The following is a 14619-nucleotide window of genomic DNA, read 5'->3' as shown; positions in this document are numbered from 1 at the left end:
CCTTCCGGCAGTGCTCCGGTCTGTGCGACACAGACCGGGGTATAATATTCTGCCAATTTTTAATTATGTCCTGTTGAGAGATAGCGAAACAACTTTCGGCGAATTGCAGGAACTTCTGTTTTGGCTATTCTGCTTTTGGCCGACGAGGTCCTTCACTGGCGTTCAGGATGACAAAAAAGGAAATGGCCTGCCGAAGGACAGGCCATTAGGTATTATCCTTCCGGAGTTGCTTTTTTCCGGCGGCCTTTCGGTGCCGGGGTGGGAGCAGGAGCGGAGGTTGTTTCCGGCTTTGGTTTCCGGTTGTAGGTCCGTTTCTTTTTCGGTTGTTCCGTTGCTACGGTTGTTTCTTCAGCTGTTTCGGAAACCGGTACGGATGCCGGTTCCGGTGTAACCGTTTCGGTTGGAAGTACTTCCGTTTGCACAGGTTCGGGAGTAACCGGTGTCGCGGCAGGAACCGGAGCTTCGACCTTTGCCGGTTCTTCTTTTTTAGGTCGTCCGCGGCGTTTTGGAGCAGTCGGCATTGGGATATTCTCCCAATCAGAAAGTATTTCCAGTAACGGATTTACTTCCGGTTCAGGCTCAGGCGCTTCCGTTAAGGCAGGAACTTCTACCGGAGCTGCTTCGGCAGGAATGGCCGGGGCAAACAGATCCGGCCATTCTTTTTTCTTGCCTTTTGCGGCTGTTTTCTTTGGTTGCTTTTCCTTCCGGCCTTTTGCTGAAGCTGATGGGGCAGGTGCCGGCGTAGGCTCCGCTTCAGTTGCCTGGAACGGAACCGGTTCTACTTCCTCCACCGGTACCGGAATGGTTAAAACGGGTTCTGATGGCGCAATCTCAAGGGGAGTTTCGGTTTCAGCAATACTTTCCTCTTCAATTGGAGCAACTTGTTCCTGAACCATTGCTTCTTCGGAAGTTTGCTGAGCAGCCAGTGCTTTTTTCTTTTTGCGGGCAGCCCGTTTTTTGGCCGATTTCGATAGCGTTGCGCCGGTTGGTTCAGTAAAGGCGGCCGCTAAAGTAGCCACTACCGGTTCGGCGGTTTCTTCTAAAACGGTCCCAAGCTCGGGCGTGCTTTCAACTACAGGCGTAGTTTCTGTTGCACTTGCTTCCTCCTGGTCTATTGCAATAACCGATTCGGCTGCAGCAGCTTCGGCAATGGGCTGGGCTTCTTCGGTGCCAAATGGCTTCTTCTTTTTCCGCTTTGGTTTGCGTTTCTTTTTCTTCCGGGAACCCTCTTCCAGAGCCACGGCTTCTTCCGGAACGGCAACCATTACCGGCGTGGCAATGTCTTCTTCCTCGTCAGAAGTTTCAGCAAGGGCAGTTTCTACAGTTGCAGCAGTTTCCTGAGCTTCTTCCGGCGTTAATTCCGCTTCTTCTTCCTCTTCTTCAGAATCAGGTTCTTCTACCACTTCCGGCAGCACAATTACCTGACTTTCGAAATATGCCAGTTCTTCGGTTACATCGGTTTTTTCCTGAAGGGTATGCAGTTTTTCGATGATATTCTGCAGGAAAGCCTGGTGTTGCGGCGATTCCGGATGGAACGGTTTGTGCTCTCTGGCCCGTAAGATCTTCTCCCATTCCTGAGCAAACAGGTGGAAGGTTTCTTCAAAATACGCGCCGGAAAATTTCTCCCAGATGTATTGTTCCGCCGTGGCAGTAGGGTGAAGCATGTCTTCCTTGTAGAACCGGTAATCGCGCAAATCGTCGATGAGCAGCTCGTAGGCTGGGAAATAGCTTACAAAAGGAAGTTGCTGCGAAAGATAATGAGTGGCCAGGCGGAGAACGGCTTTGCTCACGCTGTTGAGTTCGAGCGTGTCTTTAATGTGCCTTACCGGACTCACGGTTAAAACCAGGCGGAGGTTCGGGTTCAGTTCGCGAAGCAGGCTGTGCGTTTCGGCAATGGCGGTAATAATTTCTTCGGGCAGCAGCGTTTCGCGGGTAAAGTTTGCTGCCGGTAATTTATGGCAGTTGGCTACGGTTTCGCCCGTAATGTTCAGCCGGAAAATATTGGCCGTTCCCAGGGTCAGGATCAGCACATCGGCTTGTTTCAGGAAGCGGCGGGTTTTTACAATTACCTCGTCGAGCTGTTCGTAAAGGTCTTCTTCGGTGGGGGCGGAAAAGGAAGAATGAAAGTCATAGGAATACCAGCGGCCGTTATTTTCGACAAAGGAATCGGCCAGCTCGATGTCGGCGCCGGCACAAACCTGCAGCAGTTTGCAGGCAGAAAGGGGGTTGAAAATGGTGCCGAAAGGGTTGGAGAGGGTGTTTACCTTGTATTTCTCCAGTTGCCGCCCGATCACTTCCGAAAAGCAGGAACCGACCGTAACCGCTTTGGAGGTCAGGTCGAGTTTTTGGTCAGCCGGGCTGGGGTGCAATTCGGTACGGAATATCATGCTAAAACAGTATGTTTTCTGATCGTAAAAGGAAAGCAGGCAATTTAATTAAAATCGGAGATTTATTCTTTAAGTTGCCCGTTGCAAACAAAAAAACGCCCTGTTTTTAGTAACAGGGCGTTTTAAGCGGGTTTATAGTAAATGCTTACTCAGCAACTACGTTAAATTTAACCTGGTGCTTCACTTCTTTGTGCAGTACAATAGAAGCTGTGTATTCACCGGCAGTTTTAACATCGGTATCGAAAGAGATCTTCTTACGATCTACATCGATGCCTTTTGCTTTCAGGGCTTCTGACAGCTGCAGGGTAGTAACCGCACCGAAAATTTTGCCGGATTCGCCAACGCGGGCCGGAATTTCGAGGGTCATGTCGCCGATCTGGTCAGCAATTGCCTGGGCATCTGCTTTTACTTTTTCAGCTTTGTGAGCAGCTTGACGGATGTTCTCAGCTACTACTTTTTTGTTCGACTTGTCTGCCATTACCGCAAGGCCTTGCGGGATAAGGTAGTTACGGCCGAAACCTGGTTTTACGGTAACGATATCGTTTTTGAAACCTAAACCTTTAACGTCATCTCTTAAAATTACTTCCATTTTCTTTCAGCCTCCTTATTTTAAAGAATCAGTTACGTAAGGTAAAATTGCCAGGTGACGGGCACGGGCTACGGCCTGCGATACACGGCGCTGGAATTTCAGGCTGGTACCGGTAATACGACGTGGCAAAATTTTACCCTGCTCGTTTACGAACTTCAGTAAGAAGTTACCGTCTTTGTAATCGATGTACTGGATGCCGTTTTTCTTGAAGCGGCAGTATTTTTTGCGATTGTCCTGCTTGTGGACTTTTTCGTTAACTAAGCTCATGCTGTTTGTGCCTCCTTTTGTTGTTTTGCAGCTTTCTGTGTGTTCATTTCACCTTTGCGGCGACGCTCGTTGTAAGAAACAGCGTGTTTATCCAGAACAGTGGTTAAGAAGCGAACCACGCGCTCATCGCGGCGGTAAGCCAATTCCAACGTGTCTACAATAGTAGACGGAGCTGCAAATTCCACCAGAACGTAGAAACCAGTAGATTTCTTCTGAATTGGGTAAGCCAGTTTACGCAGGCCCCAGTTTTCTTCGTGGATAATGTCGGCGCCATTTTCCTTAAGCACCTGTCTGAACTTCTCGACCGTTTCTGTCACCTGAGCCTCGTTTAACAGAGGGGTCAGAATGAAGACCGTTTCGTAATTTTTTGATACCATTTTTTTATAATGTGTATGGTTATACTATAAGGGTGCAAAGATAGAAGGTTTTTTCTACTCTTGCAAATCGGTGCTGTTTTTCTGCTAAAAGTAATACCGTTCTGATAAAACGAAGGGCTTTTTATTTTAATTCCGGGGTTTCAGAAATATTTGAGTCTAACTTCTACAGATTCAAACAAGCTTCAATTCTAAACTCATAACCTTCAACTTTCAATTGAGCTTTCTCCCTCAAGCCCCGAAATGCTTCGGGGTAGACCTAGGTGGCTTCGTTTCAAACTCGAAAGCCGTGGATTCTCCTGCCCTTCCGGGCTGCCTCGTGCCTGAGGTCTACCCCGATGCATATCGGGGCACCGGTTAATCCAAAGTCTATCTCCTTAGAAACCCCGAAAGCTTTCGGGGCAGGCTTCTGTCAGTTTTCCTTTGTATTTGGCTTTCTATTTAGTTTAGTTTTTTATCTGCTAACGTGGTTTTCAGGAGCGCTGCGCTGGCGATATGCGTGGGACAGGTCAAGCCCTGTCCGTACAAGATCTAAAAGAAAAATTCTGAAAATTCTATAATTCTGATTCAAACAATTGTCCTGAAAATCTTGTAATCCTGAAAATCCTGATTCAGACAAAAAAAGCTTCCTCTCCTGTTTTTAGGAGAGGGCTGGGGTAAGGTCACTTTTTAAATCCGGAAGGCCTGAGGCCGAACCATTTGGTAAAAGCGGCCGAAAAGTGATTGCTGTGCTCGTAGCCCATCTCGATAGCTACAGCTTTAATGCTTTTGCCGGCCAGTAATAAGTCTTTGGCTTTTTCCATGCGGAGTTGATGGATGTAACCGAAAACGGTATGCCCGTATTTTTCGCGGAAGCCTTTCTTTAAGCTGAATTCATTCGTGCCAAACTCCTTTGCCAGGCTTTTCAAACTGAGATCGGCCAAATAATTTTCTTCCAGGTAAGCTTTTACTTCCTGTAAGATACCGTTTTCGCGGCTTGGGCTTGGTTCGGTAAAATGACCTTCGTGGGCCTGCACGATCAGGTTCAGCAAGGCGGCTTCCAGCACCATGCCGGCCAGGTTGCTGTTGAAATTGATCTGTTTCAGGTTGGCTACGGTGTTGAGCAGGGCAGGAGATATCTTCGGAGAGTTTTTCCAGAGGAGGAAGAAATCATTCTTTAAAAAAACATTCGCATAGGCCTCGTGCAGTACCGGACTAAAGGCGGTAAGTTCCAGGAAACGTTCTTTGGTAAAACCCAGGTGCAGAAAGTAAAACCCGTTTTCGCCCCGCATGGTGTGTTTGGCAGAAATTCCCGGCTGGAAGTTGACGTTGAAGGTTTTTTCCGCCAAGATCATAGGTTCTTTTACGCCGGCATACCACGATTCGTCGGTGCCTTGCAGCTGGAACCCGATGCTGACCAGCGGCATACTTTGCGTGTGAAAGGTTAGCTCCTGGTCGGCCATTTTGATCTCGTGCAGGTTTACCCGGTTCAGGTGCTGTCCGGGAATGCGTTCCAGTTTTAATTTCCCGGCTTCGGGTGGCAGCAGGGCGTTCTCCCGCTGCATTTGTTGTTCCTGCAGTTCGCGAATGTAGTCCAGTTCCAGTTTAATTATCCGTCCCATTTCTCCTGTTGGCGTAGCTGTTTCTCCTTTTGGCGTACTTTCTCTGTTTTCAAAATTAGCAATTTTACAATTTATTTTATAATCGGAGAGAAGTTAAAGTATGGCAATCATATATTCTTCGGATTTCAAACAATCCTTTTTAAGGAGAAATAGCAATTTTCGGGCTAACCTGATGGTGCTCTCCAATTGGCAGCGCCCAGCTTTATGCTGCACCTGTCTTAAGTACTTTCCCTTTGGTTTTGCTGCCCGGAATAGCCTGAACGCATGCAAGCACCCGGTAACTGCCAATCCATTCATTCCTTTATGGAGGTACTTCCTTAAAATGATGAACGGCAAAAAAATAAAGCTTTTGAAAAATCGACCTGTAAGGTATTACCGCTTTGTAACCATCCCAAACTAAAACCTGCTTATTAAATACTCACCCTTTACTGAATTATTTATGATGTACCACTACTTGCGCTTCAAACGAACATTCCGATTGCATTATGTGCTGTTATTGGTCTTGTTTTGCTTAATTTTTACTGCAGGTTTTTCGCAAAGCGTACCCGTAAAAATCTGGGACATCGGCTTGGGAGGCAGCGCCGATGAGCAGCTTAACAGTATTGCTCCAACGAACGATGGCGGCTGTATAATGGGGGGATATTCCAAATCCGATATCTCCGGCGATAAAACGGAAGCTACCAGAGGGAATAATGATTTCTGGATCGTAAAACTCGATCTGCAGGGTAACAAACAATGGGAAAAAACCTACGGTGGCAGCGGTGCAGATTACCTGGCTTCCCTGCAACAAATTTCTGATGGGGGCTATATCTTAGGCGGATATTCTTCTTCCGGGATCAGCGGCGATAAAAGTCAGGCTTCAAAAGGAGGACTCGATTTCTGGGTGCTGAAATTAGATGCCAATGGTAATAAACTCTGGGATAAAACTTTTGGGGGCGATTTGACCGATGCATTAAGAAAAATTGTTCAAACCTCCGACGGCGGCTATCTTCTGGCCGGCGATTCTGATTCTGGAATAAGCGGCGACAAAACCCAGGCCTCCAAAGGCGATAAAGATTTCTGGGTAATTAAGCTCGATGCCGGCGGCAACAAACAGTGGGATAAAAGTTACGGTGGAAGTTCAATAGAATACCTGTATGATCTGGAATTAACGACCGATGGTGGCTTTGTAATAGGCGGATCATCCGACTCCGGAATCAGCAGCGACAAGTCAGGGGCTTCTAAAGGTGGAACGGATTATTGGATTATTAAACTAACCGCCGTTGGCGTTAAACAGTGGGATAAAGCTTATGGCGGCAGTTTAAACGATAACTTTAGTAGCATGGAACTTACGTCCGACGGTGGTTATATTTTGGCAGGCTATAGCAATTCCGGTATCAGCGGAGATAAATCGGAAGCTGGTTGGGGAAGTAATGATTACTGGATCGTAAAAACGGATGCCAATGGTAATAAACAATGGGACAAAACCTTCGGCGGCACAGATTCCGAAATTGCTGAAGATATTATTCAAACGGCAGACGGTAATTTTCTACTGGCCGGTAGCTCTATGTCCGGTATCAGTGGCAATAAAACCACCGCCTCCCGGGGTTCCATGGATATCTGGCTGATCAAACTCGATGCGAATGGCAACAAACTCTGGGAAAGGCCTACCGGCACCAATAATTATGATTTCGGCGGAAACTTAGTAGAAGCGCTTGATGGCAGCTATTTGTTAGGCGCTAATTCTTATGGCGGCCGTAACGGCGACAAATCAACGACAAGCCGCGGCGGTTTTGATTACTGGGCTTTAAAAATGACGAACGGCAGCCTGCCGGCGGTTTCCGGCGTATCTCCGAACGTTTCCCCGGCCAACTGTCAGGTAACGATTAATGGTAGTAACTTTGCCGGCGCAACCGCAGTAAATTTTCACGGCGTTAGTACAACTACTTTTACTGTAAGTACCGATGGTAAGAGCATTTTAGCCACTATTCCCAACAATGCAACCTCTGGTACTATTGGTGTAACGACTCCCCAGGGAACTACTTTTAGCAGTGCATCGCTTATTGTGGTCCGGCCAACCATTACGCCGGCCGGCGCCACAACTTTTTGTGCCGGCGGTTCGGTGCAGCTTACGGCAACCAGTAACTATACACAAAACGGTTCAGCGGTTAATTTCGATGGGAACGGAAACTATGTAAACGTACCGGATTTCAGTTTTAACTCGAACGGCGGACCGGTAACCGTAGAATTCTGGACCAAGGCCAGCGCCGCCACTACCGGCAGCCGCAGTATTTTCTCGATTACTACTGCCGATGGCCTGCGTTTTCAGGCGCATGTGCCCGGAAGCGGAAATACCCTGCATTTCGATTATGGGAATTTAAGCGGAAGTGGCCGGATCTCAGCGCCCTATACCGCTTACCTCGATCAGTGGACCCACGTGGCCCTGGTTTCTGGCGGTAAAAACGGAACCTGGAAAGCAATTTATATAAACGGGGTTTTGGTGAATTCCGCTACCGTTTCCGATGGCGCGGACACCCGCAGCAGAACCGGACTTACCATTGGAAAATGGGATGCGCTGTATCATAAAGGTGCCGTAGACGAATTCCGCATCTGGAATAAGATCCGTACTCAGGCCGAAATCCAGGCAGATATGTACGAAACCTATGCCGGTGCTCAAAGTGGCCTGCTCGGTTACTGGACCTTCGACGAAACCTACGGCTCTGTCACCGCCGATATTTCCGGACGAAATGCTGCCGGTACCTTCGTGCAGGGGACATCAACAGGATTGCCGGCCTGGATAACTCCTGCGTGGCTGGCGCCAACGTATACCTGGAGTCCGGCTACGGGTTTAAATACCACATCCGGAGCAGTTGTAACTGCTTTGCCAGGTACCACCACTACTTATTCCGTAACGGCCGCTTATCCGGCCAGCTGTTCGGTAACCGAAACGCAAACCATAACCGTTAACCCGCTGCCAATAATCAGTTCCTTTTCCCCGGCTTCTGCCGGGCCGGGAATGTCGGTTACTCTAACAGGTACGAATTTAAACACGTTATCCGAAGTAAAGTTTAACGGAACAAATGCGGCTTCTTATACCATCCTTTCCGCTACTCAGGTCTGGGCTGAAGTTCCGGCTACAGCTACCAGCGGTAAGATCAGCGTGGTAACTGCGGCCGGATGCAGCGCCACAAGCAGTAGTGATTTTACCTTTGTTCCGACACCGGAAGTGTATACTTTCTTTCCGGTGGCAGCGAAGGCCGGCTGTACCATTACAATTAACGGGAAAAATCTCTCCGGTGCTTTAGCAGTTCGGATTAATAATTCAAGTGCCACAAACGTAACGGTAAATGCTGCTGGTACCCAGATAACGGCCACTATTCCTGCATCTGCCACTTCCGGGCCGGTAACAGTTACAACCGCAGGCGGTGCCAGCAACAGCCCCGGCCAATTTACCCTGGTAACCGCTCCGTCCATAACCGCTGCAGGCACCACCACTTTCTGCGCCGGAGGGTCCGTAAATTTAACGGCTACCGGTAACCAGAATTTGGCGGGCACCGCACTGCAAACCGATGGACTGGGCAATCATGTAAATGTTCCGGATTTTAACTTCAATGCAAACGGGGGAGCCGTAACCGTAGAGTTTTGGGTAAAGACCAATACGGCAGATGTAAAAGCCAGCTCTATTTTTTCATTTACTACTGCCGACGGGTTGCGCTTTCAGGCGCATGCTCCCTGGACGGATAAAATGCTGCACTGGGATTATGGCACTACTTCCAATGGCAGGGTGTCGGTGAATTTTACGCCTTACCTGGACAAATGGACCCACGTAGCCTTGGTTTCGGCCGGAAAAGGCGGGAACTGGAAAGCAATTTACCTGAACGGGAATTTAGCTGCATCCGGTACCGTTTCCGATGGCGCCAGTACTTTAGGCGCTACCGGCATGATGATCGGGCGTTGGAATGGTAATTATCATAAAGGAAGCATCGATGAATTCCGGGTGTGGAATAAAGTCCGTACCCAGTCCGAAATTCAGGCAGATATGAACAGAGCTATTAGTGGTAGTTCCTCAGGTTTGGTTGGGTACTGGCGCTTCGACGAAACTTCCGGTACTACGGCTTATGATGGTACTGCTAATAATTTTCATGGTACGCTTACGGCGGGCAGCTCCGCGGCTGTTCCGGCGCGGATAACTTCCGAGGCAACCATTGAGGCTGCTGCTTATAGCTGGAGCTGGTCCGGGGGCACTGCTGCCGGCGAAACCCTTACAGCCGCTCCGGCAAGCACTACTACTTACACGCTAACGGCCAATTATGGGGGAAGCTGCAATAGCACGGCTACCCAAACCATAACTATTAATCCTCAGCCGGCCCTTACTTCTTTCACACCAACTTCTGCCGGACCGGGGATGACGGTAACGCTAACCGGTACAAATTTAAGTACTGTAAATAGCGTTAAGTTTAACGGGGTGAATGAGGCCAGCTATACGGTAATTTCAGGAACCCAAATAACAGCGGTGGTGCCGGCCACGGCCACAACCGGCAAGATCAGCGTAGCAACTTCTTTCGGATGCAGCGCCTTAAGCAATAGTGATTTTACTTTTGTACCAGCACCTGATATTTCTTCCTTTACGCCCGGTACTGCCCCAACGGGCTGTGCAGTTGTGATTACGGGTAATGATTTCAGCGGAGCCACCAGTGTAACTTTTAACGGAACTGCTGCTGCCAGCTTTACCGTTAATTCCGCTACCCAGTTAACAGCTACGATTCCGGCAGGCGCTTCTACCGGTAAGATCAGTATTACCACAGCAGGAGGAACCGCAGTAAGCAGCACCGACTTCACGGTTGCTACGGCCCTAGTAATAAGCCCTGCCGGCCCGGTAAACCTGTGTCCGGGCAGTACGGTTACCTTAACGGTAACGGGTGCAGTAAACCCGGTATGGAGCAACGGCCAGACCGGCAACAGTATAACTGTGAATTCCGCCGGCAACTATTATGTAACCAGCAGCTATGGTTCCGGCTGTTCTAGAGTCAGTAATACGGTAACGGTAAATGCTTACCAGGCAGCTGTACCAACCGTTACAGCTTCCGGATCTACGGACTTTTGTGCTGGTGCTTCGGTTACTCTTACAGCTCCGGCTGGCATGAGCAGCTATCGGTGGAGCAACGGGCAAACTACCCAATCGCTGGTGGTAAGCACTGCCGGGAACTATACCGTTACGGTTACCTACCCGAATGGCTGCCAGGCAACCAGCGCCGGAATTCCGGTAAAGGTAATCATGCCGCCGGTAGTCACTATAGATAAAAGCGGACCAGTAAGTATCTGTCAGGGCAGCAGTGTAACGCTCACCGCTTCGGCGATTGCTCCGGGTTTTGTAGTCGGAAGCACCGGCTTTTCGGGAACAGTTTATGCCTTGCATGTAGATTCAGACGGGAAAGTACTGGCGGGTGGAACCATTACGAGCTACAAAGGAGTAAGCCGGAGAGGCATTGCCCGGATCAATGTAAATGGCAGTCTGGATACAGATTTCAATCCAGGTACCGGCTTTGCCAATTCAAGCTTACCTACGCACTACGTTTATGCTATTGCGGTACAGGCAGACAAGAAAATACTGGTAGGGGGAGAATTCAATAGTTACAATGGAAAGAGCTGCAACAATCTGGTTCGTCTGAATCCGGATGGCACCATAGATAATACTTTTGCCATTGGAATGGGGGTTAACGGGGCTGTTCACGCTATTGTAGTACAGCCGGATGGGAAGATCGTACTTGGTGGCAGCTTCTTACAGGTAAACGGAGTGGCCGCAAACCGGATTATCCGGCTAACCAGCACAGGAGCTTTAGATGCAGGATTCACCCCGGGAAGCGGATTTAGCGGTGGGGTAAGGACCCTAGCACTGCAACCGGACGGAAAAATAGTGGCCGGCGGATTATTTGCAACTTTTAACGGAACAAGCCGCAACAACATTGCCCGATTGAACAGCGACGGCACAGTAGATGCCGGCTTTAACCCCGGCTCCGGGTTCAACAATACCGTTTTAAGTGTAGGAGTGTTACCGGAAGGCAAAGTAGTGGCAAGCGGCAATTTTACCTTATTTAATGGAAGTACGGTCAATTACCTGGCGCGTCTTAAAGATGATGGCACCTTAGATCCGGACTTCAGTACCGGTACCGGTTTTAATAGCCCGGTACCTGCCCTGGCGGTGCAGCCGGATGGCAAGATAGTGGCCGGGGGGTATTTTACAACCTATAATGGTTCAGCCCAAACCCGGATCGTGCGCCTGAATTACAACGGAACGCCGGACAACACATTTGTGACAGGTGCTGGTTTTAATGGTGTTGTGATGAGCCTGGCTTTGCAGCCCGATGGTAAAATAGTGACCGGCGGAGATTTCAGCACCTACAAAGGCATTAGCAGTTCCCGCATTTCACGCCTGACCGAAACCGGTGCTTTAGATAATACGGATGTTTCCGTTAGCCGGACCATTCTTTGGAGCAACGGCCAGACCGGCAACAGTATTTCGGTTAGTTCTTCCGGAAATTATGCTGCCAGTGTTTGTTCAGGTGCCAGTGCTGCTACTACCGTAACGGTAAACCAATCCGGAACGTGGTTAGGAGCCGTTAGCACCGACTGGAGCACTGCAGCCAACTGGTGCGGCGGCGTGCCAACCAGTACAACCAATGTGGTGATTCCGGCAGGTGCGCCAAGGATGCCTGTGATTTCCGGATCATTTAATTACTGGGCAGCGCAGGACCTGAAAATTGAGAATGGCGCAGTGTTGACTTTATCCGATGGCATGCTTACCGTTTCCGGAAACCTGAATTGTGAAGGTACTTTAAACCTGGTGCCCGGAGTACAGGATTGTTTTTTACAGCTGATGAAGAATTTTACCTGTCCGGGTACTTTTAACCATACGGGCGGCTATATCGAATTTACCAGCATGGATGCTTACGATGTGCCTGCGCTTACTTACCATAATTTAAAACTGCACGGAAACCGGGCCCTGCTGGGCAATACTGTTGTAAAGAACCTGCTTATTCTGAGCCGGAATGTAAATACGAATGGCTTTAATTTTTCTTTAAGAGGCGATCTGCAGCTTGAAGGGCCGGTTTCCGGCGCCGGTAAAATTATACTGGAACAGGGAAGTAAAACGCATAATATAACGGCTTTCTACCCGGAACTTCCGAACGTGGAAATTAACGATTCCTACGGGGCAAAATTACAAAGCAACCTGACCGTAACCGGAAACCTTCAAATGACGCAGGGCGTGTTCGATCTGAACAATTTCAACCTGACTTTAAACGGTACTATTTCCGGCGAAAGCAATGCCAGTTACCTGAAAGGAACCCTGATCAAAACGGTTGCGATAAACGGCTCCGGGCAGCACGATTTCGGCAATATAGGGCTTGAGTTCGATAACGTAGGCGGCGGAAACTGGGGCAATGTAAAGGTGTCGCGCATAACGGGTTCTTTCGTGAAAAATGCTACCGATCAGACCAAGAAAAGTATCAGTCGCCGCTGGAAAATCGAGCCGGATGTGCAGGCCGGAACGCCGGTAAACCTGTCTTTAAAATGGCTTTCTGCCGACAACAATGGTTTGGTATTTCCGGGAAATGAAGCGCAGGTCTGGAAAAGCGAAGACAACGGGCAGAAGTGGTTTGCCGCTGATGTTCTGAAACCGATCGGCTCCACCGGCGACTGGCATACCATGACGGTTCAAACCAGATCGTTCTCTTTCTGGACCATTGCCGATCAAAACAACCCGTTGCCGGTTAGCTGGCTCTATTTTAAAGGAAATGCTACTGACAAAGGAAATGTGCTGCACTGGGCTACGGCTACCGAAGAAAATTCTCAAGCTTTTGTAATCGAACGGTCAGCCAACGGCCGCGATTTTGAACCGATAGATAAGGTACAAGCCGCCGGCAACAGCTATCAGCAGCGCAACTACACTTTTACCGACTTAAACGCTACTGTTTTTGCCGAAAAAGTACTGTATTACCGCCTGAAGCAAACCGATCTGGATGGCAGTTTCAGTTATTCGCAGGTAGTGGCAATTAAACGGGGAGACCTGAAAGTACTTGAACCAAGTGTCTGGCCAAATCCATTCACCAACGAGCTAAGGGTTTCGCTGCCGGAAGTTGCTCTGAACGCTGAAATTATGCTTACCACGCTAACAGGGCAGGTCATTTACCGGACGGCAGTGGCTCCGGATATTTCCGGTGAAATTAGGCTGGAAAATTTAAGAAAAGTAAAACCGGGCTTGTATTTATTGCAGGTTCGGCAGGGAAGTAAACGCAGCGTATTTAAAGTAACCAGGCAGTAAATTCAGATAAAAAATACAATTATGGTTAATTATTAAGTCCGGCTTTTTTGAGGCCGGACTTTTTTATGGCCCGTTTTTTATTGCTGCACTCTGGCGAATGCCTGCAGATATTTATCGATGTACTGTTGCTTGCTTTTGGCTTTGTACTGCATCACAAACCGCGGGTGCTCCAGGGCTACCACTTCGCCGAAGAATTTTTCTTTTTTATTCAGCTCCTGCAGGAATTTCTCATTCTTGCCGGTTCCGAAGCAAAAGCAAACTTCTGTATTTATTCCAAATTCCAGTTGCTGCCGGATGCTCTGGACAATGAAATCGTAAACGGCGGCGGTCAGTTCTTTGCTGTCGTAGTAATTATAGTTCACTTCTTTGCCCGTTTTGCCGATAGCCGTAAAGCCCAACGGGCAAATAGAATTGATATAAAATTGCTGATAAAAAGCTTCCGGTCCGCCAAACGCCTGAATTACGTCATAAACAAATACGGAGGACGGCTCGTGCGTGGGTTTTTCGGAATACGGCAGCTGGCAGTCGTTTATCAGGCGTTTGGAATCGGTGAAGGGCACACCGGTAACGCCGGCGCCGAAGCGGCCCGGGTTTATTCCTAAAATCATGTACCGTTTCTGCTCATCATTATAGTATTTCCGGTAAAAGGAGGATGAAATCGGCAGAATGTTCGGGTTTTCTTTGAACGGGTTCATAATGCCAATACCATCAGGCAACGTGCCGGTAAAATCGAGCGTCTTATTGAAAGCAATTACGTGTTCGGCAAAAGTGGTCATCGGTAAACGGGTTGTTTCCAAACTAAGAAGACCAATTCCGGTTATTATTAATTCCGGAGGAGCTCAGAATTTTATAGCACTTTTCCGGAGAGCCTGTTTTTTATTAGGAAGGCCTTGGAAAATGGTAGGGAAATGCCGGTGAAAAGTAAAGGCCCAAGCCTGGAATGAAATATATAACAGCTTTGATAGTTTTTGCGGGTTATTCCTTAATTTGGCCGCGAATGCTTTTAAATTCAAGTGGAAAAAATTAATGACTAACGTTACGTTTGTCTTTTGAGGTCCCCTTTGGAGCAGGGTTGATTCATTCTAACCTAAAACAGCTTTTT

The 14619-nt window shown here is 48.5% G+C and carries 7 protein-coding genes; 1 reads left to right on the top strand and 6 read right to left on the bottom strand.

Annotated features, from left to right (window positions below):
- Positions 1-212: 212 nt before the first annotated feature.
- The 5 genes from F0P94_RS16315 to F0P94_RS16295 form a co-directional block, all read right to left on the bottom strand.
- Positions 213-2387, bottom strand: a complete 2175-nt coding sequence (locus tag F0P94_RS16315) for a GSCFA domain-containing protein (RefSeq protein WP_150904986.1) — start codon at positions 2385-2387, stop codon at positions 213-215.
- Between the two features lie 145 nt (positions 2388-2532).
- Entirely contained in the window at positions 2533-2976 is a 444-nt protein-coding gene (gene rplI, locus F0P94_RS16310) for a 50S ribosomal protein L9 (RefSeq protein WP_150904984.1), read from the bottom strand.
- A 15-nt stretch (positions 2977-2991) separates the two neighbouring features.
- Positions 2992-3243, bottom strand: a complete 252-nt coding sequence (gene rpsR, locus F0P94_RS16305; RefSeq protein WP_150904982.1) for a 30S ribosomal protein S18 — start codon at positions 3241-3243, stop codon at positions 2992-2994.
- Complete coding sequence (rpsF, locus tag F0P94_RS16300; protein WP_150904979.1) at positions 3240-3620, bottom strand: 30S ribosomal protein S6; 381 nt, start codon at positions 3618-3620, stop codon at positions 3240-3242. Before rpsF ends, rpsR begins: the two co-directional genes overlap by 4 nt.
- A 659-nt stretch (positions 3621-4279) precedes the next feature.
- Entirely contained in the window at positions 4280-5218 is a 939-nt protein-coding gene (locus F0P94_RS16295) for a helix-turn-helix domain-containing protein (protein ID WP_150904977.1), read from the bottom strand.
- A gap of 439 nt (positions 5219-5657) precedes the next feature.
- Between F0P94_RS16295 and F0P94_RS16290 the strand changes: the two genes are divergently transcribed.
- Positions 5658-13517, top strand: a complete 7860-nt coding sequence (locus F0P94_RS16290) for a LamG-like jellyroll fold domain-containing protein (RefSeq protein ID WP_150904975.1) — start codon at positions 5658-5660, stop codon at positions 13515-13517.
- Between the two features lie 77 nt (positions 13518-13594).
- On the opposite strand, the gene F0P94_RS16285 is transcribed toward F0P94_RS16290, so the two are convergent.
- The gene (locus F0P94_RS16285) at positions 13595-14293 is read right to left on the bottom strand and encodes a uracil-DNA glycosylase family protein (protein WP_150904974.1); all 699 of its coding nucleotides are present in this window, start codon (positions 14291-14293) and stop codon (positions 13595-13597) included.
- Positions 14294-14619: the final 326 nt, after the last annotated feature.

It is taken from the genome of Adhaeribacter soli (genome assembly GCF_008727925.1).
Taxonomy (GTDB): Bacteria; Bacteroidota; Bacteroidia; order Cytophagales; family Hymenobacteraceae; genus Adhaeribacter_A; species Adhaeribacter_A soli.
This window is presented reverse-complemented; position numbering and strand designations above follow the sequence as displayed.

Coding starts and splice junctions, on each gene's coding strand:
- F0P94_RS16315 (WP_150904986.1), bottom strand. CDS start 2,387: ATGATATTCCGTACCGAATTGCACCCCAGCCCGGCTGACCAAAAACTC.
- rplI (WP_150904984.1), bottom strand. CDS start 2,976: ATGGAAGTAATTTTAAGAGATGACGTTAAAGGTTTAGGTTTCAAAAAC.
- rpsR (WP_150904982.1), bottom strand. CDS start 3,243: ATGAGCTTAGTTAACGAAAAAGTCCACAAGCAGGACAATCGCAAAAAA.
- rpsF (WP_150904979.1), bottom strand. CDS start 3,620: ATGGTATCAAAAAATTACGAAACGGTCTTCATTCTGACCCCTCTGTTA.
- F0P94_RS16295 (WP_150904977.1), bottom strand. CDS start 5,218: ATGGGACGGATAATTAAACTGGAACTGGACTACATTCGCGAACTGCAG.
- F0P94_RS16290 (WP_150904975.1), top strand. CDS start 5,658: ATGATGTACCACTACTTGCGCTTCAAACGAACATTCCGATTGCATTAT.
- F0P94_RS16285 (WP_150904974.1), bottom strand. CDS start 14,293: ATGACCACTTTTGCCGAACACGTAATTGCTTTCAATAAGACGCTCGAT.